Genomic DNA, 25,411 nt, shown 5'->3' on the forward strand with positions numbered 1-25,411 from the left:
CTAAATGAAGATAATTAACTATATACCTTTAGAAGCTGAAACCAGTCTATTATAAACATCAACCATCTAAACATATTTTTTTAGACATCTAAATATTTGGACGCTACGTTATCTTTAAAATGATTTATCAGAGACATCATATCTAAATGATTTTTCTCCAGTATATTAACAGCTTCGGACCTCCAAGAGAGATCACCAGCCTCCACAAAGGATTTCCTCATTTCCCTCAAAATACTTAATGCATTATGCGCCCATTTTTTGAATTCTTTCAGTTCCCAGTAAGAAAAATTCTTCGTGAAGGATTCTCCTCCGATGGAGACTTTCTTAACGGGAGTAATTAAAACTGAAATTATTATAGCAGTATCATCTAAATCTGTATTTTTAATAATCCAATCTGGATGGCTACTAACTTGTCTAGCTTTGTTAGCGGAAAGTGCTGAATTTTCGTCAGCGCCTGCATGATCTTCAAATACAATACATAGGTTTTCTATTATCCAGTATGGATCAGGTGAAGCATCATTTTCTACCTTGTAAGAATCAAAACCTAGGATATTTCCTAATTCTTTATGTGCATTTTCGAAAGTCTGGTTAGATTCTAATCCTGATAATATTTCACTCTCTTTCTGTGCATATTTACGGTCATGAAGTGTACCTAACCGCACAAAGTTCTTTTCTATATTCTCTATCTGATTTAAGATTATATCTTTATCTTCATACTCTTCTACGACTTTTGTAGGTTGATATTTTGATAAATTTACGAGCCAAGGAATACCAGTTGTAGCTTTCTTTGACGTAGAATAATGATCTCTAGCTTTTTGCATATAAGATTCATTTCCTGAGCTATATAATGCATTGAAATATGCACAATTTCCACCTAAATAATGCCACAATGCTCGGTAACCTTTCAATTCGTCTGATAATAGCTTACCAATCACTTTTTCGGAATAATATAGTGCATCTGTATAATCACTTTTCCACATTGCTTTTTGGTAATTTATCTCATCAGAAACAACCTCTTGTAATTCAGCCATTGCTGGGAAATTCTTTTGTATTATATCTGATCTATCTTTAATTATCTTTTTATTTACCTTTTCCCATTGAGCATCATTTTTAAGAAAAATTTCGAAGTTTTCAATAAAATTATCAGCATCAGTGTCTATGGATTCTTTGATTCCAAATTTTAATTCTGACTGTAATTCAGGGTGTAAATAAGACCTCCTCTTTTGGCTGGAAAAATAGTCTGGTAATTCAGAACCTGTAATAACAACTGCCGAATAGTCTTCCATTGACCTAGTGCATCTGCCTATAGCTTGTAGTACTCTAGTTTGAATTCGATCATTAAACAATAAATTTGCGCCCATTTTAGACATTAAAAACTTTTCTTGAGCATTTGTTGCTTTGGGTAGTCCATTAACAAAAAGCAGTCTGCTACTATTTCCTGGAAAATCAATTCCATCATAGCGGTTTGCAACTACGACAACTGCATTATCTGATTCAATAAATTCACTTTTTGATTTCTCAATTTGAAGAGCATTAAAAGTGTGAAAGCCCAATTCTTTCTGTATCTCACTTTTGATTTCTTTTTGTATTCTATCATTTGGAACTAATATTACACTTCTTCCAGCCATTTTCATTAGTTTATGTCTCAAAATTTTATTTTGATTTTCACTTAATGACATTTCAGGAAACATAAAAAACCTTCTTCCTATACCTTGTTTTTCCCATCCTTCGGGAATAGGCAACCTCAATATCTTGTTTCTACCTGTAAGTCTTTCTAAATCGCCACCTTGACCCAAGGTCGCAGACATAAATATTCTTTGGTTAGCATTTTGAAATGGAAAATGAGACCATGTAGGGGGAATAAGAGGTCTAATTAAAATATCGGAAGTTGACACATATAATTGACAGGCATCCAAATGATCTTTTAGCATGCTCCAAGGATGAATAAGGTCTGTATCTCTAGTTTGTGCGTCCAAGACCGATGCTAATTCCTCTCTTATATCAAACAAATCAGGACCTGGTATTTTATCCACCCAACTTAAATCATAGATACTATCACTTTCACCAATTAATCTAGCATGATTAGTAGCTTTCATTTTTGATTTTAAGATGCTAGAGATGCTACTATGTACTATTTTATGTTTGGGGTTTTCTCTCTCAATCTGCAGGGTCCACAGTGAAGCAATATAATTTTCCGCGGAATGTGCATCATCAAGAATAATGGTATCTGGGTCATTGAAAAAAGGATTCGAATTAAACAATGCACTGTATGTAGTAACAGCAACTTTTAACCCATTGTTATATTCAGCTCTTTTAGTTGGATCATACTTTGAACTTGGCCCTGTAAATCCATTAACGGTTAGTCCGTATTGCTCATTAGCTTGTTCCACGACTTGATTAACCAATTGAACAGTAGGGCAGATATAAACTACTTTTTCTGCATATTTTCTTTTTCTCCATTCAGCAATTAGCAAGCCAACAAGAGTTTTCCCACTTCCAGTCGGTAGCTGCAAAGCTACATCGGCTGCATTTGCTCCCGTTTTAGCATAGCTTTTCATTATTTCACCTTGATGATGAAGAACATCAGGTATTTTCCTTCTGGGTAAATCTCTTAATATTTGATCTGGACTATTAGGAACATTTTCTTCAGACTCATCGAAACTTTTAAATGCCATAATTTGATTGAATTTTAAAATTTGGTTGTAATAAAGATGAAGTTAACTTTTATCAGGGAAATCATAATTATAGGTGTTAATTTTTTTCAATTAAAGCATTTCATGGATAAGAATATGATTCAAAATACCTTTGCACGGTGGACAGGTTTTAACCAAAACAATGGGAGAGAGGTGAGTTTAGAAATCAGATTCACCACCTTTTTCATACTCAATCTTAAGTATTCGCCAGTTGAATTCACCGGCAGGAGTTTTTACCATGACTTCATCACCTGCTATTTGTTTAAAAGCGCCTGTGCCAGCGGTGAGTCCATCGAAATATAATCTTTATTGCCAATAAGCTCTTCGTATCCCACAATACGTAGTCGTTTTTTTAGTCCTCTATCAATGTTCTCAACTTCAACCCAAGCGCCAAACATTACTTTGCCTTCCTGATGAGGATGATAATGTATTACTTTAAAGTTATCTATGCATTTGCGTAGGTAACGAATGCGACCATCAATTTCACGTAAACGTTTTTTATTGTAATGATAATCAGCATTTTCTGATCGGTCGCCTAAACTGGCGGCCCATGAAACCTTGGCCGTAACATCTGGACGTACAACTTTCCACAAATGATCATGTTCTTCGCGCAACTTTTGAAATCCTTCAGCAGTAATCATTTGCGAACGATTAAGTTTAGACAGTGTTGATTCTGGAATTTTACGTCTCATGTTTAGATGATCTTATTATAGCGCAGTCGAAAAATAATAGATTAATATCTGTTACAAAAGGAAGTCAAGTGATAGTTTAAATCAAACTATACGTATTGGAGTTATATAATTTATATTATGTTAAGGTCATGCATTTAACACTCACCTATTCTTTATTGTCTTCTCTTCAAATGGTTGTGATCTGAGCAGCTCCCTATCTTGATCATTTTGTTATTTCTCTTCTACACTGCTTAAGCGGTCCAAAGCCTAAAGCGCTATTTTTAATTGTATGTCCTGTAGTGAAGCGCTCTTCATTTTAAGCGCTGTATTTGGCTTAATTTTTAGTTATGCTACGGCCTCGTAATTCTAAGCGCTCCATTTTCTTTTCAGTCTGGCCATTGTACAGCTTTGTAATGCTATGAGAAAATAGCGCTTTGGGAAATCAGACTGTCCTGCTCAAGATTGCAAGCATCTTCATGAAGCCTAATCTCCTGATAGATGCTATCCTGTAAATGAAATCCCTGGCTTCCATTTTATTCCTAGTAACTAATGCGTGTCTCAACTTAACATAATATTTTATGGGATGGAATTCTACGGCTATTAGATTTTAACAGCTTCCTATCCATTATCTATCAAACATATTTGAACACATTGAAATCACACATTTGTATTGGGTTAATATCGATCAAATCAACGATAAAGAGCTTGGAAATTTCTATCTTTGTGGATTAATATCAAGCATGGAAAAAGAAATAACCCCTATCTCATCCATAAAAGTGCAGGATTTTGACGATCATGAGGTCAACTTGCTTGAAAAGTACAAAGGAAAGCCGCTATTGATCATCATTTATAACAATCAATGTTTAGGATGCACTGGCAGAGCAATTCCTTTAGCTTATGAATATCAACAGGAATATCCTAATCTACAAGTAGTTGGGATTCACAGCATTTTCAATAAGAAAGCAGTTACCGAAGAAGACATTAAAAGCATTTTCACTACTAAGGAACTCCCCTTCCCTATTTATTTAGATCAAAATCATCAGGTCTATGATCAATTTGAATCAGAAGGAACTCCACAATGGCTACTTATTACGTCCGAAGGCTATTTGTATCGATCTATTTTCGGATCACAATTGGGTGCCCAAAATAGATTGATGTACGCATTGGATGCGCTTTGCGCTGTATAAAAGCAAGTTAATTTAAATAGGCAGTACAAATTGCTGGCTATTAATTATCTACATTACCGTGCAATTCAAATTTTTAATCAGAATCTACTTATTTTGTCTGTAACTTAAAGAAGACTCGCTCGTCTCCCTTGTAGTTTTAAAACTGCCCTAATTAAGCATTATACAAAAGATGAAAGCTGCAATACGTACACACTACGGTTCTCCGGATCAGATCAAGATTGCCTCCCTGGACATCCCAGCGCCTAAAACGGATGAGGTTTTAGTGAAAATTCATGCAACGACAGTCAATCGAACCGATTGTGCAAACCTGACCGCTAAACCTTTCATCATGCGTTTTATTTTGGGCTTTTCGAAACCTAAACAGCCCATTATGGGGACAGATTTTGCAGCTGAAGTCTTGGAAATCGGGAAAAATGTGACCGAATTTAAAAAAGGTGATAAAGTCATGGGCTTTCTTGATACGGGAGCTGAATCGCAAGCCGAATACGCCTCCGTATCCACAAAAAATCTATTCCCAATGCCGGACAATATCAGTTATACCCAAGCTGCAGCCAGTTTAGAGGGCGCACATTATGCTTATTCTTTTATTCAGAAAGTCGACATAAAGCCCGGCCAAAAGATTTTGATCAATGGTGCTTCGGGAGCTATCGGCTCTGCCCTTCTACAATTTGTCAGACAATATGAGGTGAGTATTGCCGCAACTTGCCATACGAAAAATATGGAACTCATAAAATCTTTAGGGGCTGACAAGGTCTATGATTATACTTCAGAAGACTTTACAGCAGATACAAAGGCACAATATGACTTTGTTTTTGATACCGTGGGTAAAAGTACATTTGGAAAATGTAAACCGATCTTAAGTAAAAATGGAGTTTATATTTCTTCAGAACTGGGTCCCTATTCACAAAATGTATTTCTTCCCTTGGTCACTGCCATTTCCAAAAAGAAGGTAATTTTCCCAATTCCTTTCAGTACGCAGAAAACGATTCCGTACATCACCAATCTATTACAGCAAGGCCAATTTGATCCTGTAATTGATCGAGCATATACTTTAGATGATATTGCTCAAGCTTATACCTACGTCATGACTGGACAGAAAACGGGGAATGTGATCATTAATTTGGGAGAATAAAGTGTAATTAGCTTTATTTGGTTTTAAGACGCACCATTAGCCACTACTTCAAATGTAAAACTTAGATATTCTCCTTCACTATCAGCCAAATAGAGCTTGTGTTTGCCTTCTCGATTGCTGTTGATTTCCATTTGATGTGTGCCTTTGGTCTTGCCCAGGTATTGATCATCCAAGTACCAAAAGACTGTGGCTTCAGAATTTTGATGTGCTGCTTCAAATATGGCGCTTCCTATCTCACCTTCCAGTTCCATAGGAATTAAAATACTGGTGCTATGCCTTGGATACACCATTTCAATGGGATTCTCACGGTTTTGTAAACAAGCTGATAGCCATTCAGGTGCTTCCTTAAAATCTGCATTATATTTTTTATAGTAACGTGCTTGTGCCGGTGGCAATAACAAATAATTCTCCGATTTCATTTTGCTAACTGGATAGCAATTGCTGTTTACTCTTTTCTCACCACTATTGGTCACAAAAATTTGCTGGTGATACGGGCAGATCTCCAACATTTTGGGTGGCATGTTAACATAATATTTGGATTGGCTATTACAATGCTCTCCTGCCAAATAGCCCGTTTCTACACAAAAATCCTTGGTTTTCATCTCTCTAACCGGCATTGGGAAGTCTTCTTCGCCTCCATTAAGTAGTTTTAAAATCTGAAAAAGCAAAGGAGCGGCTGTTCTAACGCCTATTAAGCCCGGTCTGCCCTCCCCGTCTGCATTTCCTGTCCAAACTGCCACGGTATATTGCTGATTAATACCTACCGCCCAAGCATCTCTAAATCCAAAACTGGTACCTGTTTTCCAAGCAATATTCTGTGCTGACCCAAATTGTTCCCAGCCTGTCTCCTCTCCTGGTCTGGCCAGGCCTTTCATGGCTTTTAAAGTCAGCCATGCCGCCCCCGCACTAACGGGATGTTTTCCTATTTCGCTTTTATCTGATTTCAATAGAGATATTTCCGCTTTGCTTTTTTGATGGGAATTGATGCTGCGGGCCAGTTTTACATACATGGAAGCAATTTCCCAAAGGCTAATATCGGCTCCGCCCAATATCATGCTAAGTCCGTAATGCAAAGGCGTTTGATTCATACTGTAAAAGCCCATTTTCTTTAGTTCATGGTAAAAGGCTTCATAACCATAGTCTTTCAGTAAAGTAACAAAAGGAATGTTAAGTGATCTGGCTAAGGCCTGGTCGGCTTTTACGGCTCCATAGTAATTGTGGTCAAAGTTTTTAGGGCTGAATCCTTCGTAGAATAAAGGAATATCCGGCAGCATTTGCTGAGGGGAAATAACGCCTTTATCAACCGCATGCGCATAAAGAAAAGGCTTTAGCAAGCTTCCCGGACTTCTTCTGGCTTGAATAATGTCCACATCTTGTTGATGATCATCTCCAGTAGCCACATTGCCCACATATGCGACAACTTCCTCCGTCCTCCAGTCCATCACTAAAACGGCCGCATTATGGATTTCATTGGTTTTCAGGTTTTGGCTATAGGCATCGGCCATTTCTCTGATTCTTTCCTGTAAATGGCGATCCAGCGTACTCTTCATAATTTCGCCTGCATTTTTTGTTTGCAGCTCATGCAAGAGATGTTGCGTTTGCTTTGGGAAAATATATTGTCCTTGCGGGATTTTTTCAGATTTAGCCAGTCTGAATGTGGTACTATCGAAATAGCCTTCTTGCATTAATTTTGCCAATAATTGGTTGCGTTTCCTTTCCAGCGATTGGGTATTTCGCCCTGGGTAAATCATAGAAGGCTGATTGGGCAAAACGGCTAAAGTAGCGGCCTCTCCCCATGATAATTCGGAAGATTCCCTTCCAAAATAGCGCCATGAAGCAGCCGATAATCCTTCAATATTGCTTCCAAATGGCGCATGGCTCACATATAAATTCAGAATTTCTTCTTTGGAGAAATGCCATTCATAGCGCAAAGCCATGCCGATTTCCTTTATTTTTTGTGGGATGGTTCGGGCTTGGTTGCCATCTGCCATTCGGGCCAGTTGCATGCTTAAAGTACTGCCCCCTCGTACTACCTTTCTCTGTTGAATATTTTCAACTAAAGCCTTAAAAATAGCAACTGGATTAATGCCTGGGTGTTGGTAGAAATAGGCATCCTCATAAGTCAAAAGCGCTGTTTCAAATCGTCTTGGAATGCTGTCGATGACAGGAAACCGCCAGATCTCATCCTCAGCCAACTTCACACCTAAAAGCTCATCTTTTTTATCAAATAATACAGTGGAGTAGCTCTTATCAAATACAGGCGTGGAAATAGGCCAGCTTAAAAAAACCAATAAAGCAATGATCAAAATCCCGAAAGAGAATTTGATTTTATGGGAGGATATGGTGGTTAATATATTTCTCAATTTGTTTTCAATTGGTTTACTATTTCACATTCTAAGAATTGTCATTAAGTTTTGTAGGATACTCAAAAAACACCCCTATAGTCCCCTCAAGGGGACAGCCCCATAGATTTTAATAAATGCAGAATAGTTAAATGCATCACTTTTTTCATTTTCATAAAACAATAAACAAAATAAATTATAAACTTGAATTTCTACTCAAAAGGAGATCCGTGCGGCTCTCCGCCAGCTGGCGGAGGGTTGGGGGGTGTTGTTTTGCTCTCTAGATAACCCCTCCATTATTCTCTAAATGCATTTTAAATCACCTTTAAACACCCCTGTAGTGCCCTCAAGGAGACAGCCTCACAGATTTTAATAAATGCAGAATAGTCAGATGCATAACTTTTATTCTATTTCCCTGATATATTCCTCAATATACTTAACTACATTTTCAACATTATTTTTAATATCTACATCTTCAAATCTCAAGAATTTCACCCCATAGTTTCCTAGCTTCTGTTGTCTTTTAAGATCCAGTTGTACCGCTTCTTCATCGTCATGTGTGCTACCATCCACTTCAATTGCTAACATGAGCTCATGACAATAAAAATCCACAATATAATTATCCATAGGAACTTGTCTATGGAATTGGAATCCTAATCTTCTTGCCTTAATCTGTTCCCATAGTAATACTTTCGCTATTGTACTATTTTTCCTTAACTCTCTTGCTAATTCTTTCAAATACGGTTTATAAGGGATAATTTTATTTTTGGTCAAAACTTAATATTCCATTAATTGAGTTTGTAGTAAATATGTATTTCATTACCAATAGATGTCTGACATAAGCAATTTCAAAATCAATCCACCACCTCAACCCATTTTCCTTCCAAATTCGCATAGATGCTATTGTCATACATGGCCTCGGCCTGAACGGATGGTAAATAGTACCTTCCTTTGTAGGATGCATTCAGTAAAACCGTAAAAGATTTCTGTTCACCGGCTTTCAAATCAAAATAAGTCAATACCCTGTCATCACGGATATCCTTATACTTTGCTTTATCCTGATTGCCAGCTCCTGTGTCATTCAATCTAGTGTTGAGGATTTCCCAGCCTGAAGGGAAAATTTGGGTCAGTGCCAGCTCTTTCAACTCTCCTTTTGTTCCCGGATTTTTGACTGTGACAATGGCTTTAAAATCGGTGCCTTGTTTCATCTTTTTGATATCCACTTGCGCACCATCATTGTCATAATAATTCACCGATATAGATAGGTTTTTAGCATCACTTTTTTCACCGCCTTCCAATGGAATTCCCTGCCGGATTAAACGAACATAAAGCGGAGCCCCACTTTTATTACTGGCTTCAATTTTCATGCTTTTATCTGCGTCTAATAGGTTAACCTGAGTAAAATATCCTAATTGATTGATGTTAATCACTTGTTCATCAATTTTTACTGAGGCATTCAAATTACCGGAAGCTGGGAAGCCCTTAGTGTATTCCGCCACAGCGATGAGACAATAGGCAGTCGTTTGGGTACTCATCCAGTAGTCAGAATCACCTAATTTCTCTGCTATTCCTTGGAGCATGTCAAAGGCATCTTTTTTTCTTCCGAGCTTCACTAAAGTCTCCAAAATGATGGCTTCATCACGAGTGGAAGAACCAAAAGTACCGCTTAATTCTCTGTAGTCTTTTACCTCTTTGGTTAAATTCGTGATCATCTCCTCTCCTACATCCTGATAAGAAGATTGCGCATAGGCATTCGCTAATAACCACTTGCTCAATTCCGAAATTCCAGTGTTTTCCCGCATACGGTTCATAGGTGCCATATCGGGTTCTCCTGCAAGGGCTAAAGTATATAGTCGGTAAGCCTGATATAAATCTGAACGATATCGCGTGCTGGAATTCCAATTGTTGGCCATTTCACTTTGGAATTTTTGGAAATTTCGTAGCATATCTTTTGGTACTGCATATCCCCTACTTTGTGCTTCCACTAGAAAGTGACCCGCATAACTGGTGCCCCATTCGTTAGCCGTTTGCATCCCTGGCCAATAGGAAAATCCGCCTGAAGGCAACTGGAAGTTTCGTAAGCGCTCGATGGCAGCTTCAATATTCCGTTGGATCTCATATTTCTTTTCCTCTTTCAGACTGATTAAATCAGATAAATACAGCTGCGCAAATACGGAAGATGTGGTTTGTTCTATGCATCCATGCGGATAACGAATCAGATAAGACGTACGCTGATCTAAGTTTAATGGTGGCAATGTAGAGAGTTCTAGAACACTTTCATTAGTGCCTAGCATGCCTAAAGGCTGGTAATCTGCCGTCCATGTTTCCTGATCTTCCAAAAGCTTATCCTTCACCGAAATCATTCTTGGATTGGATGGTCTGACATCCATATTAACATCATAAACCGCTTTATTTTTACCTGAAGTAGCCGTAATGTGTACTTTGCCACTTCCCAAGGCTTTTTCCGCTTCTACATCCACATATACAATGGTTTCGCTGTCAGGATTTAACTTCACCTGCATTTCTTTACTGCTTTTCAGTTTTCCAGTCGAGGATACTTTTACATTAGCCGTTTTAATGGATGGATCATTGGCAAATAGGGTAATCGGCATCTTGGTGGTTTCGCCTGGCCCCATTACTCTTGGTAAAGTAGCCAACATCATCAAAGGTTGGTTAATGCTGATGGATTTTTCAAATGACCCATAAGTACCTGATTTATCAGCTGCGACCAACATCATTCTCAGTTCTCCAATATATTGAGGAATCGTAACGGTATGAGTTCTTTTATCTCCTTTATCCAGGTAAAAAGGCCCTAAGTATTCTACTACAGGTTTAAATCTGCTTTCGCTTTTTTCCTCCATAGGTCCCATCTCATCACCCCCAACAGCCAATAATCGACCGTATTTCCCAGCAAAGGAGCCCAATACGTCTTCGAACATATCGTATGTTCTTACACCCAATGCTTCCCGAGCGTAAAAGTGATCCCATGGCTGAGGCGTTTTATAATTGGTTAAACCAAGCAGACCTTCATCCACCAATGCGATGGTATAAGCCATAGGTTTTCCATTTTTCTCATTAACAGTTAATTGGATGATCTCTTTAGGCTGTGCATTCTTCGGAGCTTGAACTTCAGGCTCTAATAAAGTAGCCTTGTTTTCCACCATCACATTTCTCACGCCATACATTCTTAGTGGAAGGTCATTGTATTGATTTCCGTGTGGTTGAATTAAGGAAACATGCACATAGATATTTGGCGCCATTTCTTCACTCAAAGTGAACTTATAGATCGTCTCTTGGTCTTCCAAAGAGATATATTCTTTCTGAATTAGTGCTTTTCCCGTTTCCACCGTAACATAGGCATGACCTACGCCACTTGAAGGGATTTTTACAGCAACTTCTTCACCCACTTGTGCTTCTTCCTTGCTCAGTGAGAAATTTAAAACATTGGCACCGCCCATTTCTTTGGCCATGGTGCCATACCAATCCGATCTTCTAAAATAAACTACTTCACCTGTGCTGTGTCCGGAACTATTATCCTTAATCCTAATGAAATAACGACCCCAATCATCATTGTCAATATTAAGATTCCAATCCTTTTGCCCATTTTCCAAATTAACGGTATAGGTTTTTTTAGGATTATTATATCGGCTACTTACATAATTGCTGATATTATCATCTCCATAATCCCACCACCATCTCCATTCTAATTTGTAAAGCTCAACCGTTACGGACTTATTGTTAGTCTTATTCCCTTCTTCATCCACATTTACCAGCTGAATCGAATTGTTTTTGCCTGTATAAAGCACAGGTTTTGCACTATTTTCCTCTACAGAAGGAACATTGATTCCTACGTAACTTTTATAGGGAGAATACAGAACGCTGCTAGTATGAATGCTAAAGTCCCCTCCTTCTTCAAATACTTTTCCGTTAAGCACCAATCTTAACATTCCAGGGGCTTCGGATTTATTTTCCACCTTAATAGGAAAGCTAGCCTCTCCTTTTTCATTAATTCGGCTTTCAAATATCTTCTTGCTATCCGTATAAAACTCCTTTCCAGGATCATCGAAATTATAACCGTAGAAATCCTTAAAGGAAGTTTTAGTGGCTTTGGTAAATATATCAAAATCTGCTTTTAGGTTTCTGGCAACAGCTCCATGCATCCACCTCACGGAAAGATTGGCATAATTTCCTTCAGATTGCTTTAAGATCTCTTTTCCAAAGTCTACATCAATTTTTAATCGATTAGGCTTAATGGTCTCTATTTTAATGTTCTTGGTAAACTCGGCACTTCCAGCACGGACTTTACAGAACCAATTCCCGGTTGGAGATTCGGAAGAAGTAGAAGGTCTAAAGCTGTAAATAGGGCCTTCTTTTTTATAAGGTAGATAGCTCTTATAAAGCTGTCCTTGCGGATTGAATAAATCCAACACTACCTTTTGCCCTTCAGGAACTCGCTGATATGTATCCTCTAAAATAAAGCTTAAGTTTAACGTGTCTCCTGGCCTCCAAACCCCTCTTTCTCCATAAATAAAACCTTTTAGGCCTTCTTTCGCAGTGGCACCGCTTACATCAAAATTACTTAATGATAAGGCATCACCATCTTCTAATTTTAGATAAGCAAACTCCTTTTCTTTTTCTGCAACTAGTAAAAATGGCTGGCGATGAAGAGGTAATTCCGCCATACCGCTCGCATCGGTTTTACCTTCACTAATCAGCTGATTTTGATAATCATATAGTTTTAAGTTTACACTTTCTACTGCATCAGTAGTCGGAATATCTGTACTTAAAACATGCAATTTGTTGTTCTCAGCTTTTTTGGCGGTTAATCCAATGTCAGAAGCAAAAAGCATCTTGGATACGGAGGTGTTACTTCTGTAGTACATATCATGGCAAGGATTATCCCTTTCGTTCCAATCATATTCCCCATAATATCGATTTCTATTATTGTCCCAATCCACCGTTTTAGGATCATAGGTGTACTCTTCAATGTCGGCTTCGTCAGACATGCCTTCACAATTATAAACCGCCATATCCTTAGTGAAATCAATATTCACCTGATAGAAAGCTCCTTTTTCCGCTTCGAATAAGTCTTTTAAATCCAGTGAGATTTTTGACCAGTCGTAATAATCCGTAATTCCCGCCTTCACAAGTGGAATGATTTTCCTCACGACCGGGCGACCTACCCTTCTTAGTCTATAAGTGCCGCCCAACTCATTATCTTGAAAATACTGCCCCATGTTGTTGGGAAAAATCTTCACTACCTCAACCTCAATCGCTTTTAAGCCCACTACTCGAATAGGCAAAACCAGTTCATTGGTGCTCGGCAGAATATTTCCCTGACCAGCCATTAGTTTGACTTGTGGTTTAAAGGTAGAAACCTGAAGAGAATATTGGCTTTCCTTATCAAGACCTAAACCTTTAGAGTTTTTTAGATTTTTATGGACCGTTATATCTAATTCACCATGAAGCGAGCCATTTTTACCAAAAATCTTGAGCTCATTATTATCGACTGTGAAGCTGAGATCAAACCGTTTGACCTCTACATAAGTGTTAAAATCCTGATTATTGAGAATTGGATCCGAAAAAACTAAAGAGATATAAGCCTCTCCGTCCCTTTTCACATTGGCACTCATAATTTTGAAGCTGTCCACCGAAGGAATTTGGTAGTTTGTACTTCCACTCTCTTTTATTCCAATAGGCGTTCCATCCCATTCAATTACCAAATCTTTATCCTCTTTTACTCTGGTAATATTTTGAATTGTAAATTCATGTTCTTTTGAATTGGCACCATGCGTCCAGCTAATATCCAGGTCCTTTCCATTAAAATTAGCTTTTACCACCTCATTTACTTTCTCTTTATCAATCCAATCCGATGCGTTCAAAGACCCCTTTAAAGCTACTTTCGAGAAGTCATTTTCGTCTGTATTGCTTAAATGATGAAGTTCAACTGCATAACTTAAAGGGATGGTTTTTACATTAAAACTAAAGTTAGCAAGCTCTTCAGGAACGCTTATGAGATCAGTTAATTCAAGCGAAATAGTATATTCTTTATTGCTCTCTAGATATTTTTCAGGTGTAATAACAATGCTTGAAGGACTAGTCCAAATTGCTTTAGCATCAACAGAAGGCGAAATGTCATAATAGGAGGAAGATAACTCATCACCAGCTTTTACGCCTTCCACTTCCGATTTTAACTCAATCACGAAAGGATCAGTTTTGGAAATGATACCGGACGAGATACTGTTGATGTATTCAGCATAAGGTCCTAGGCTGGAAATAGAATCGGATTTCTCTTCTTTTTTGCTACAGGCTGTCAACAATAAGACAAATGGAATTAGGGGGAGTAAAAGTCTTCGCATATCTCTACATTTGGATTTAAATAGGAAAGTTAATTGAATTTTTACAAATGAGCTTGTTAGTTTTATTTTTTTGAAAATTTTTTCAAGGTATTTCAGTATGGCTGGTATTGAATTGGTTTTAAATCCTAACAAAATCAGCTATATTGTTATTGAATTTAACTTTTACACTATGGATTTAACAGAATTTATTATTCGCTTACTCCTTTCAGCTGGGGCAGTATTTTTAAGTGCCAAATTACTTTCCGGAGTAAAAGTGGACAGCTACGGACAGGCTATAGTTGTGGCTATAGTGCTAGGACTAATCAATGCGGTGGTCAAACCCATTTTAGTATTTCTTACTATCCCGATTACCATCATTACTTTAGGATTGTTCCTATTGGTAATCAATGCACTCATGATTATGCTGGTAGATAAACTTTTGAAAGGATTTGCGGTAAAGAGTTTTTGGTGGGCCTTTTTCTTTAGTATTATACTTTCCGTATTGAATGCTATTTTGCAGTCGCTTTTTTAGCTGTATAGAGTAGTGGGTATTCAGTGGTGAGTAGTGGGTAATAAGACTAAATCTCATTACTCACTACTCACTACCGTTATCATCCGATTCCCATCGCAATCAAATCAGCCAAGACTACAATCCCTTCTCTTAAATACGGATCCTTAATCTCGCCATCGGTATTGATTTTATTAATAAGCTCCGGATCTGAAGTTATGTTATCTCTTAGTTCATTGGCAGCATTTCTTCTTTCCATAGCTGCTTCATTCTCCGCTTTTCGGGCTTCCAAATTAAGGCTAACTCGGTGCATGCTTTGCTGATTTACCGCTTCATCTACATCATTCTTAAGGTTTCTAAGGTACTGCTCGTCCTTTAATCTCTTCTCATGCTTTTCATTCAAATCAGCAATTATTTGTTCATTGATTTGATTGCTAGGCTCATATTCTGAACTTTCTATCTGATCCCATTCCAGAGCTCTTTCATACGAACTTTCTCCGAATGCTTTGGCAGTGTAAGGTGAAGGCATTTTGATATCAGGGATAACGCCTTTGTGTTGCGTACTGCTACCATTTACTCTGTAATATTTAGCCAGCGTTAATTTTACCTGTCCTAAAGTGTCTTCTACTTTAGGAACAAACTGATTAAGGGAGATCAAATTTTGCACGGTTCCTTTTCCAAAAGTATTCTCTCCTATCACTACTCCCCTTTTATAATCTTGAATGGCTCCTGAGAATATTTCAGATGCTGAAGCACTGAATCTATTAGTTAAAACGGTTAAAGGCCCATCATAATAAATGGTTTTATCATCATCTTTTCCCATTTCAATTTTACCATCTGAGTCCCTGATTTGAACAATTGGCCCTTCTTCAATAAATAAACCGCTTAATTCAATGGCTTCTTGCAAGGATCCTCCCCCATTGGATCGTAAATCGATTACAATGCCATCCACTTTGCTTCTGATAGAATCCAAAATAGCTTTTACGTCTTTGGTAGTACTACCATAATCCTCTCCTTTACGCATGGTTTCATAATCTAAATAAAAGGAAGGAATGGTAACTACACCTATATTGTATTGATTTCCATCTCTGTAAACCTCTTTAACTTCAGCATAAGGTACTTGATTTTCCAGTTTTATTTTATCCCTAACAATTCTAATTTCTTGCGGTACGCCCGCAGAAATAGAAATTCCAGCTTCAATTACTTTAAGTCTCACAACCGTGCCTTTTGGTCCTCTAATTTTTTGCACAACATCATCCAATCTCCATCCAGTAATGTCCACAAACTCACCATCATCACCCTGAGCTACTGCTAATATTTTATCATCAGTATTAATGACTTTACTTTCAAATGCAGGGCCGCCAGGCACAACAGAGGCTACTTTGGTATAAGTGCCATCAGAGGTTAAAGTAGCACCAATTCCTTCCAGAGACTGGCTCATCCTAATTTTAAAGTTTTCAGAAGTGATAGGTGAAAAGTAGCTGCTATGTGGATCAAAGCTTTCAGCAAAAGTATTCATGTATAACTGAAATACATCACGGCTTTCATATTCACTTATGGTTTGCTCTAAACGATCATATCTTTCCTTTATAAGCCTCTGAATAGTGGTATCCGCTTTTTCATCCAATTTAAGATCTAATGCTTGGCTTTTCACTATTTTTCTCCATCTGTCATTCAGCTCTTCTGTGGTAGCTACATAATCAAGAGAATCGCGATTCACGGTCAAATATTCTTCTTTTTCATAATCAAAATTATATTCCAATTCGTTTTCAATGAAATTCATTCTCTCTTCGAATCGCTTACGGAAGGTATTGAAAATTTCATAGGGAGGCAGTAAATAACCCAATTTCATATGGTCGTCTAAGCGCTCACGATATTTTTGAAAACCCTCAATGTCTTCTTTTAAGAAATAGTGCTTATTGGCATCTAAGGAAGACAAGTATTCATCGAACACAATTTTGGACAACTCATCATCAATACCAATTTTTTCATAGTGATATTGCGTCAAAAGTCCCGCTACCAATCGTGCTTCCATTGACTGATCTTGGGTAGGGCTTAGCTTTTGAAGTTTTTCGGTTTGTGCAAAACCTGAAATGCTCCAAAAAATGATTAGGATGGATACGACTACTTTATTCATATTATAAAATTATTAGGGTTCTGAATTTCAAACGGTGAAATCCGCATATATTTCACAGAATTTGATAAACGGTCAAATTGCTAACGGCAACAGGTTCTTTTGGATTCCATTTTGGTAAAATAGGTTTTGGTTTGTTAAGTCTTCTAAATGCGTAATGGATTTATCCATCATCCATTTAATATATTTATTGAATCTATGTCCCATCCAGACGCTGGAATTCAAAACAACAGCATAGCTGTAGCCATTATCTTTTCGATATATAAAACAAGCAGAACCTGCTAATGTTCCAGTTCTCCACCAGTTTTCGCCCCTTGCTCCTTTCCATCCAAAAGCATCTTTATAACTTTTTCCACTGACCATTAACGCTTGACTTTCTTCAGAAAGAAGTTGGTATGAAGGATTTTCTGGGTCAACTAAGGAAACTATTTTTGCCAATTGGGAAGCATTTGCAATCCATCCTCCGGCAGCTCCTAATGTGGTAATATCGCTCCCGCCATAGGGCTTTTCAACTGATTCAAAATTTCCATCAAATGATTCGAATTGATAAGCTCCCGGATGGTTATAGTAATGTGTTTCAAACGGTTTTCGTTCCCATTCGTAATTGCCAGCTATTCGCATTCCATATATACCATTTGGCTCTAGGATGTTCTCATTTACATAACGCTCATATTTTGTACTAGATTTACGCTCAATAATTTTCCCAAGAAGCATATAGCCAAAATTTGAGTAAGCATATTGTGTACCTGGCTTATATCTTAACCTCCTGTGTCTTAATACAAAATCTATAATATCATCTTCTGTGGGAGGTCCTTGGAGTTCCATGATTCTTTTAATCTTAGCTGCCTGAAACATAAAATCACCATCTCTCCAACTCCAGCCACCTTTATGGTTCAATAAATGACGAACTTTTACCTTGTGATGGTTAATATCCTTCATTTCTGAAAAATCAGATAATATACCATTTGGCCCAAATACGTTTTCATCTAAATTCAACACCCCATCATCTACCATTTTCATGATAGCAATGGCAGTGATCAGCTTAGAAGCACTAGCAATTCTAAATAAATGCTTGGTATTAGTTTCTTCTTCCTTTTCAATATTAGCATAACCGTAGCCCCTTGAATAGATGAGCTTATTATCCTTCATGACAGCCACACTAGCTCCCTTGATATCCCATCTGTTTAGGAATTTATGAATGTCAGCATCAAATGCTGAGTTGATTTGACTGGAATCCATTTCAGGTGCAGGACTCACCAAATTGAAATTGAGATAACTTAACTGATTGTGAGAGCTTTCATCCATGGAGCGCGTAAAAGCGACTTCTGAAGTAGTATAAAAGGCCAAACTAATTGCCATAACCCCCATTACTATTGCAATAATTGATGTACTTTTCTTCAATTTTAAAATCAGATTGGTTCTTTTATGTATTTAAACTTTAAATAAGTGAACATTTATTTAAATAGCCAAATATAGCATAAAATAAATGATCTGACATCTAATTGTCAATTTAAAGCATCATTAACAGCAATGGTTAGAAATAATTCCGCTGTGTAAGGAATTCTTTTTACTTTAGCTGAAAATTATAACGGTCAAATCACTTTCCATTGAATAACATTCCATCATATGATTACATAATAGGCGGTGCGGGTCTTGCAGGCTTAACTTTAGCCTGGCAAATGCTGGATAGTGGTCTATTGGATAATAGAAAATTACTTATAATTGATCGTGACAAAAAGAATACTAACGACAGAACCTGGTGCTTTTGGGCTAAGCCCGATAATTGGTTGAAGGCCTTACCCATTTCTAAATCGTGGAAGGATGCTAGAGTACAAGGAAGCGATTTCGATTTAAAGCAAAGTCTTGAGCCTTATGAGTATTTCAAAATTGAAGGGATCGACTACTATAATTTCATCTTAAACAAATTAAGTAGGAGTACTCAAATTACTGTTATTCAGGATTTTATTGTGGATGAGGACGCTAAAAATAAAATGGTTAAAACGCAAGCCGGACAATACCAGTTCACTGAATATTTTTTTAAATCTTACTTTATAGCCGATGAACTGTCGGGAATTAAAGATCCCAACAAGCACTTCATTTGGCAACATTTCTTAGGCTGGAAGATAAAAACCAAATTGGCTTGTTTTGACCCGGAGACTATTACTTATATGGATATGCGAGTTCCTGAAGTAAAGTCAGGATTGAGTTTTGGCTATGTTCTTCCTGAAAAGCCTAGTGAAGCCTTAGTGGAATACACCTTGTTCTCAGCTGAACTATGGAAAAAGGAAGATTATGAAAGCTCTTTACGTTATTATATCGAGAAAACACTCAACATCACGGATTATGAAATTGAGGAAGAGGAATTCAATAAAATCCCGATGACCAATACAGTTTTTGAGCAAAGAAATAAAAGTATAATCCCTATAGGTACTTTAGCTGGTACAGTAAAGCCAAGCACTGGTTATTCATTTGTTAGAAATTATCAGCACATCCAGCTGATTGTAGATAGTTTAAAAAACAATACCCAATGTTTTGAATCTGCTAACTCGAAGCGTTTTAGATTTTATGATGAAGTATTAATGAATGTGCTAGTTACTGAAAAAAGCAGCGGACATGCTGTTTTTGGCAAGCTCTATAAAGGCAATACTTTGGCAGCACTATTAAAATTCCTTAATGAAGAATCTTCACTGTGGGAGGATTTAAAAATTATGAATACAGTGCCTAAATGGGCTTTTATAAAAGCAGTGGTTGAGGAGTTTAGTCGTTTCTTAAGGGGCAACAATAACAAAGCAAATTAGTACACCACAATTTGGTCTTCCTTAGCAAGGAAGTGATTCTGAATATCCTATGGAATGCGTAGTTCAGTACCGAAGGTCAGACCGGATCTAGAGTAAAGCATTAATTATTTTGTAATTATCAGCTTTTTGTATTTTTGGTTTAATAAAACTATTAGCCGGCCGAATTCACCATGTTTATAATCAAGGGAATAACAAGGAGGTCATATTCAAAGACCATGATGATTATATTTCTTTTTTGAGAAGAGTTCGAAAAAGGGTAATTCCAAATGCAGACATTCTCAGTTATTGTTTAATGCCCAATCATTACCACTTTCTAACTTATACAAATCAGAAATCTATAGAATCAGTTTAATTAGGGCTTGCTTAAAAACAGAATACGTAATAAAAATGAACATCTAAGGTATTTTATTAATGATTATTGAGTAATAGTTTTTCAGCAAGTACAAGCTTCTTTAAGTTAAAACTACATATTGTTTGCACTAGTAAATCAATATTTGATTTACTAGTGCTCTAGCCTCAAGCACCTCATCTACTTCTCGGGCTAAAGCTCGAAGTATTACAATACTCCGTCACTTAGCCCGATTGTATAACTTGTCCCGTATGCATCGGGATGAGGCACTTGAGACTTTTTAAGCAAGCCCTAATTAGGTTTGTTGGAATCTCAAGTGCTGAAAAATAGCTTTAGATTAATAAATAGTGGATATTCTACCGAATACAATAATAGATATAGTCGTACTGGCTCATTATTTAGACAAAAAACAAAATTTAAAAACCTAGATGATGGAAAAGACAATTATCCATTTTTATGCTTTAACTACATTCATCATAATCCTTTGAAAGCAGGTTTAGTTAATAAAATGGAAGATTGGAAATATTCTTCATTTCAGGATTATTTAGGAATAAGAAAAGGTACGCTTTGCAATTTTGATTTGGCTGAACTATTAATTGATATTCAAAAAGATGATTTTTACAAAATTTCTTGTTCCGTTATCAATGAAAAAATGGCTGACAACCTTTATTAGTACTGATTAAAAATGGCAGCATATTTTATAGAAATAAAACCGGTCCGACCTTCGGTACTGACCTAATTGAGTGCTTAGATCAGACGATAATTCCTGTGCGATTCCCCGCCAGCTGGCGGGCTAGAGGCCTATAGGAATAGAAGTCTTAAACTCGGTTTCTTTCTCTTTAGAAGAGTAGTTTAAGGAAATATCACCATTTAGCTTTTTGGTGATGATTTTACAGATATATAATCCTAAACCAGGACCTTTAGGCAATTCAGAGCCTACATAAAAAAGGTCAAATATATTTTCCTGTTGCTCTTTTTTGATTCCAATACCATTGTCTTTAACACTGACAACCAGCTGCTTATCAACTATTTCAATGTTTACTTTAACCCACTTCTTTAATTTTAAAGGATCATAAAAACGGACGGCATTACCTATTAAATTCTTTAATATCAAATGAAGTAAGCTTGGATCAATTTGAACTTTATCTTTAACTAAATTATTAACTTCAATGGAAACATTATTCATGTTCTCCTCACCTTTTAACCTTTCAAAGACGGTTTCCATTATCATGTTTACATCAATCATTTGTGGACTGATCGGTCTGGCGCTAATTTCATATACATTGCTTAATCTCTTAAGCATATTGTCCATATGGTTAGCAGAATGATTCAAATGCCGCAGATGATCAGAAATATCATTATCCTGATCATATTCCATTTGAATCAGTTGACTTAAACCTTTGAATCTGGCTATTGGTCCCCTTAAATCATGAGCAGATTTATAAATGAATTCATCAAGTTCTTTGTTCTTCTCCAATAGAAGATTGTTGGAAACTGAAAGTTCTTTTGTTCTCTCTTGAACTTGCTGATCAAGATTTCTAGCGATTCCCATGAGCTTTTTATTCTGACCCTGAATAATCCTCTTGGCTTGTTCTAATTTGCTTCTTTCGTGATCTAAAAGCTCATTTTGGGATTGAATTTCTTCAAAAGCTTCTCTTAGGTCTCTGTTTTTTACTAAAAGATCTTGCTGAGCAGTTTCAATTTCCTCTTTTTGGTCATGAATTAGTTCTAAAGCTTCTTTGTAAGCCTCATTCTGGGCTCTTAGTTGTTGGTGCTTTTCTTCTAAGGTTCGAGTTCTATCTTTAACGAGATTTTCTAAATAATCATTATGCTTCTTAATTCTCTTGGATCCTACATTAACAAAACTAAATGCAATTCCGAACATGCCTAAACCCAATAAGGATATGAATACTGCTTGAAAAATATTTGTAAGGTTTTCGCTCTCAATATTAAAAAAATATGTGAGCAAATTTACATGTTGTGATGTAAAAATTGGATCTATTGCTGCATCAATTGGCTGCACGGCAACCAATAGCAGAAAACTGATCATTGAAAGAATAATAGAATAGTTTAAATAGTTTTTCACAAACACCTGTCTTATTATAATACTATTAAAGATAAAAAGTTTAATAGTTTTGAATCAAAATGTAAAACCTTTAATAATCAGTGATTTACACTTCCTTTATTCAAGTGACAATTTAATAAAATAATATATTTAAAAACAAGAAATACTTATATAAAATAATATTCTAGATTAGATGTTAAGACATTTAATGAGTTATGAAACGGTCACTTTAAAGGCTACTGTCCTGAAAATAAACAATTTAGAACTTGATCACATAAAAAAACCGATCTCAAAGTTTCTTCTTTAAGATCGGTTCAACTACTTAATAAAATATAATAATGTAAGAAATCTGCTTTAATTAAATTATTTCCCAAATGGATTAAAGCCTGCTAAACCTCTTTTACTTCCACTCATTTTATTCATGGTCTTCATCATCTTCCGCATATCCTTAAATTGCTTTAGTAGGTTATTGATTTCTTGTACAGAAGTACCACTACCTTCCGCAATTCTTTTCTTGCGGCTGGCATTCATTAATTCTGGGTTGCTACGCTCCTCATAGGTCATTGAGCGAATAATCGCTTCAACTGGCTTAAAAGCATCATCATCAATATCTAAATCTTTAATTTGCTTTCCCATTCCTGGCAGCATTCCCAAGAGGTCTTTTACATTACCCATTTTCTTGATTTGCTGCAATTGAGAAAGGAAATCCTCAAAATCAAACTGGTTTTTTCTTATTTTCTTGGATAGTCGATTAGTTTCTTCCTGATCGAAAGTTTCTTGAGCTTTTTCAACCAAAGAAACGACATCACCCATGCCCAAAATCCTTTGCGCCATCCTATCAGGATAGAAAAGATCAATAGCTTCCATTTTCTCACCACTACTGATAAACTTGATAGGCTTCTCAACTACCGTTCTAATGGATAAGGCAGCACCACCACGTGTATCACCATCTAATTTGGTTAGTACTACCCCATCAAAATCGAGCTGCTCATTAAAGGTCTTAGCTGTGTTCACCGCATCCTGCCCTGTCATGGAATCCACTACAAATAAAGTTTCAGAAGGATTTAGCTCTTTTTTCAAGCTGGAAATCTCTTTCATCATGACTTCATCCACTGCCAAACGACCTGCAGTATCAACAATTACAATGCTTTTGCCATTATCCTTGGCAAATTTTATGGCATTCTTAGCTATTTTAACAGCATCCTTATTTTCTGGTTCGGCATAAACTTCTACTCCAATTTGCTCACCTAATACTTTAAGCTGATCAATAGCAGCAGGCCTATAAATATCACAAGCAGCTAACAGGACTTGTTTTCCTTGTTTTTTTAATCGGTTGGCTAACTTTCCTGAAAAAGTAGTTTTACCAGATCCTTGAAGTCCAGAAATCAAAATGGTAGATGGAGAGCCTTCGGTGCTGATATCTACTTGCTTCTCCCCCATCATTTTGGCCAACTCTTCTTGAGTAATTTTAACCAAAAGCTGTCCTGGAGATACTGAAATCAAGACATCCCGACCTAATGCTTCTTCTTTAATTCTGTCTGTAACATCTTTCGCTACCTTGAAATTCACATCGGCATCAACCAATGCCCTGCGGATTTCTTTAACAGTAGTGGCTACGTTTACTTCTGTAATTTGCCCCTGACCTTTCAGGGTTTTAAAAGCGCGATCTAATTTATAACTGAGATTATCGAACATATCTGAATTGATAAAATTTTGGGCAAAAGTAAGGAATTTATTGTTCTATTCCGAAGAAATTAACTGCAGAGTTTTACAGATCGGTAACAGCCATAGGCTGTAAATATTTAACCACAAGAGAAATAGAAAGACAGCCATAGGCTGTGAATGATTAATCGCAAAGTGGCACAAAGTCTTTCACATAGTGGCACAGAGATTTACAAAAAAATAGTCAAGGTGAATTGTGAGATAAGAAATTTGGTTTTTAGGCGAATTTATAGAATAATTCAGTAATCAATCAACAGTTTTTGCTATCACTTTGTGTTCTTTGTGTAAAACTTCGTGCAACTCCGTGGTTAAAGTAATAGTAGCCTTTGGATACCTGTAGGTGTTTATTTGCAGAATTGTTGATAGGCTTTAATTCCTTTCTCTTCTTCTAATTCTTGAGATTTTTTGTAGGCTTCACATGCTTTATCCATTTCATCTGATAATCGGAACGCTTCTCCTCTATAGTAATTTAGTGAGGCTAAGTCACTTTTTCGCTTATAAGCATTTTCAAACTGACGGATGGCTTCTTCGTAATCCTTCTGCTTCAAAGCTAAAATCCCTAAATTTCTATAGACGTAAGGATTATTTTCATCCCTTACGATGCTTTTTCTTAAATCTTCATAAGCTTGTTCATACTTTCCCATGAAAGTTAAGATATATCCCTTATTATTGAGAAAATAAGGCTGGCCAGGTTGTAATTTCAGGGCTTTGTTGACCGATTCCAATGCAGACTCATATAATTCCTGTTCTGATTGGATCAATGCCAATAAATTCCATGCATTTGCTTCTTCTGGATTAAGCTTCAAGGCATTTTCCAAGTGGATAACTGCAGCTTCATTATTCTTTTGATAATAATCCACCGCTGCCAAATTTGTGTGGATTTCAGCATTTTCCGGATTTAAGGATAAAGCCTTATCAAAGGAGATTTTTGCTTCAGGATAATTTTCTAAACCCACTAAAGCCAAACCATGCGCCATATGAGCAAATGCTGAATCTTGATAATCTTCCAAAACAGGTTCTAAATCATCCAATGCCCTATAATATTCACCCGTTTGATAGAAGGCATTGCTTCTATTATAATATGCTCTTGTATAATCTGGTTTATACTGGACTGCTTTGTTAAAAGCTTGAACAGCTTCATAAGGATGACCATTTTGATAATGTGCTACACCCAATCCATTCCAGGCAGAGGCATTCTCTTCATTGATATCAATGGCACTTTCAAAATAATTAAATGCTTGTTTTTCTTGACCTTGCTCTAAAGACTGATAGCCTTTTTGAATTAGACTTTCTTGCCTCTGCTCTTTGTTTGAACAAGCAAAAATGATAGGAATAAGAAGCAATAGTATGTAGTTTTTCATTGGTATAGATTCGTATAATGTAACTTGACGGAAAATTGCAGTTTTTGGTTGAAACAAAAAAGCACGGATTTAAAAATCCGTGCTTTACTTAAAATTAAGCTAAACTAAACT

General features: G+C 36.7%; 15 protein-coding genes. 5 read left to right on the plus strand and 10 right to left on the minus strand.

Going from position 1 to position 25,411, the window contains the following annotated elements:
- Positions 1–80: 80 nt before the first annotated feature.
- Positions 81–2,675 carry a DEAD/DEAH box helicase gene (locus FTRAC_RS01920; RefSeq protein ID WP_013452539.1) on the minus strand — a complete coding sequence of 865 codons (2,595 nt, stop codon included), beginning with the start codon at positions 2,673–2,675 and terminating at the stop codon, positions 81–83.
- A 272-nt stretch (positions 2,676–2,947) separates the two neighbouring features.
- Positions 2,948–3,385, minus strand: coding sequence for a transcription elongation factor GreB (gene greB, locus FTRAC_RS01925; protein ID WP_013452541.1), 438 nt, complete (start codon positions 3,383–3,385; stop codon positions 2,948–2,950).
- Between the two features lie 719 nt (positions 3,386–4,104).
- On the opposite strand from greB, the gene FTRAC_RS01930 reads away from it, so the two are divergent.
- Together FTRAC_RS01930 and FTRAC_RS01935 are read left to right on the plus strand one after the other, a co-directional pair.
- A complete protein-coding gene (locus FTRAC_RS01930; protein ID WP_013452542.1) occupies positions 4,105–4,551 on the plus strand; it encodes a TlpA family protein disulfide reductase in 447 nt (148 codons plus the stop codon).
- Between the two features lie 169 nt (positions 4,552–4,720).
- Positions 4,721–5,683, plus strand: a complete 963-nt coding sequence (locus FTRAC_RS01935) for an NAD(P)-dependent alcohol dehydrogenase (protein ID WP_013452543.1) — start codon at positions 4,721–4,723, stop codon at positions 5,681–5,683.
- Between the two features lie 23 nt (positions 5,684–5,706).
- Here the strand turns inward: FTRAC_RS01935 and pbpC are convergent, their stop codons facing one another.
- The 3 genes from pbpC to FTRAC_RS01950 form a co-directional block, all read right to left on the minus strand.
- The gene (gene pbpC, locus FTRAC_RS01940) at positions 5,707–8,046 is read right to left on the minus strand and encodes a penicillin-binding protein 1C (protein WP_013452544.1); all 2,340 of its coding nucleotides are present in this window, start codon (positions 8,044–8,046) and stop codon (positions 5,707–5,709) included.
- Between the two features lie 381 nt (positions 8,047–8,427).
- Positions 8,428–8,799: an endonuclease domain-containing protein gene (locus FTRAC_RS01945; RefSeq protein ID WP_013452545.1), complete on the minus strand. Its 372-nt coding sequence runs from the start codon at positions 8,797–8,799 to the stop codon at positions 8,428–8,430.
- 80 nt (positions 8,800–8,879) lie between these two features.
- A complete protein-coding gene (locus FTRAC_RS01950) occupies positions 8,880–14,384 on the minus strand; it encodes an alpha-2-macroglobulin family protein (RefSeq protein WP_013452546.1) in 5,505 nt (1,834 codons plus the stop codon).
- Positions 14,385–14,553: 169 nt separating this feature from the next.
- On the opposite strand from FTRAC_RS01950, the gene FTRAC_RS01955 reads away from it, so the two are divergent.
- Positions 14,554–14,895 (plus strand): phage holin family protein, encoded by a 342-nt coding sequence (locus FTRAC_RS01955; RefSeq protein WP_041650138.1) that lies wholly within the window; start codon positions 14,554–14,556, stop codon positions 14,893–14,895.
- Positions 14,896–14,974: 79 nt separating this feature from the next.
- Here the strand turns inward: FTRAC_RS01955 and FTRAC_RS01960 are convergent, their stop codons facing one another.
- Positions 14,975–17,008, minus strand: a complete 2,034-nt coding sequence (locus FTRAC_RS01960; protein ID WP_013452548.1) for a carboxy terminal-processing peptidase — start codon at positions 17,006–17,008, stop codon at positions 14,975–14,977.
- Positions 17,009–17,080: 72 nt separating this feature from the next.
- A complete protein-coding gene (locus FTRAC_RS01965) occupies positions 17,081–18,406 on the minus strand; it encodes a serine hydrolase domain-containing protein (protein WP_148230029.1) in 1,326 nt (441 codons plus the stop codon).
- 206 nt (positions 18,407–18,612) lie between these two features.
- Between FTRAC_RS01965 and FTRAC_RS01970 the strand changes: the two genes are divergently transcribed.
- Together FTRAC_RS01970 and FTRAC_RS01975 are read left to right on the plus strand one after the other, a co-directional pair.
- Positions 18,613–19,803: a lycopene cyclase family protein gene (locus FTRAC_RS01970; protein ID WP_013452550.1), complete on the plus strand. Its 1,191-nt coding sequence runs from the start codon at positions 18,613–18,615 to the stop codon at positions 19,801–19,803.
- A 653-nt stretch (positions 19,804–20,456) separates the two neighbouring features.
- Complete coding sequence (locus FTRAC_RS01975) at positions 20,457–20,825, plus strand: hypothetical protein (protein WP_049783999.1); 369 nt, start codon at positions 20,457–20,459, stop codon at positions 20,823–20,825.
- A 120-nt stretch (positions 20,826–20,945) separates the two neighbouring features.
- Here the strand turns inward: FTRAC_RS01975 and FTRAC_RS01980 are convergent, their stop codons facing one another.
- The 3 genes from FTRAC_RS01980 to FTRAC_RS01990 all read right to left on the minus strand — a co-directional run bounded on the left by FTRAC_RS01980 (position 20,946) and on the right by FTRAC_RS01990 (position 25,300).
- Positions 20,946–22,238, minus strand: a complete 1,293-nt coding sequence (locus FTRAC_RS01980; RefSeq protein ID WP_013452551.1) for a sensor histidine kinase — start codon at positions 22,236–22,238, stop codon at positions 20,946–20,948.
- Between the two features lie 342 nt (positions 22,239–22,580).
- Positions 22,581–23,912: a signal recognition particle protein gene (gene ffh / locus FTRAC_RS01985; RefSeq protein ID WP_013452552.1), complete on the minus strand. Its 1,332-nt coding sequence runs from the start codon at positions 23,910–23,912 to the stop codon at positions 22,581–22,583.
- Between the two features lie 371 nt (positions 23,913–24,283).
- The gene (locus FTRAC_RS01990; protein ID WP_041649415.1) at positions 24,284–25,300 is read right to left on the minus strand and encodes a tetratricopeptide repeat protein; all 1,017 of its coding nucleotides are present in this window, start codon (positions 25,298–25,300) and stop codon (positions 24,284–24,286) included.
- Positions 25,301–25,411 lie beyond the last annotated feature (111 nt).

The sequence above is a fragment of the Marivirga tractuosa DSM 4126 genome (assembly GCF_000183425.1).
Classification (GTDB): Bacteria; Bacteroidota; Bacteroidia; order Cytophagales; family Cyclobacteriaceae; genus Marivirga; species Marivirga tractuosa.

Bases quoted from the DNA above. Each gene is read 5' to 3' on its own strand.
- FTRAC_RS01920 (WP_013452539.1), bottom strand. From the start codon at position 2,675: ATGGCATTTAAAAGTTTCGATGAGTCTGAAGAAAATGTTCCTAATAGT.
- greB (WP_013452541.1), bottom strand. From the start codon at position 3,385: ATGAGACGTAAAATTCCAGAATCAACACTGTCTAAACTTAATCGTTCG.
- FTRAC_RS01930 (WP_013452542.1), top strand. From the start codon at position 4,105: ATGGAAAAAGAAATAACCCCTATCTCATCCATAAAAGTGCAGGATTTT.
- FTRAC_RS01935 (WP_013452543.1), top strand. From the start codon at position 4,721: ATGAAAGCTGCAATACGTACACACTACGGTTCTCCGGATCAGATCAAG.
- FTRAC_RS01950 (WP_013452546.1), bottom strand. From the start codon at position 14,384: ATGCGAAGACTTTTACTCCCCCTAATTCCATTTGTCTTATTGTTGACA.
- FTRAC_RS01955 (WP_041650138.1), top strand. From the start codon at position 14,554: ATGGATTTAACAGAATTTATTATTCGCTTACTCCTTTCAGCTGGGGCA.
- FTRAC_RS01960 (WP_013452548.1), bottom strand. From the start codon at position 17,008: ATGAATAAAGTAGTCGTATCCATCCTAATCATTTTTTGGAGCATTTCA.
- ffh (WP_013452552.1), bottom strand. From the start codon at position 23,912: ATGTTCGATAATCTCAGTTATAAATTAGATCGCGCTTTTAAAACCCTG.
- FTRAC_RS01990 (WP_041649415.1), bottom strand. From the start codon at position 25,300: ATGAAAAACTACATACTATTGCTTCTTATTCCTATCATTTTTGCTTGT.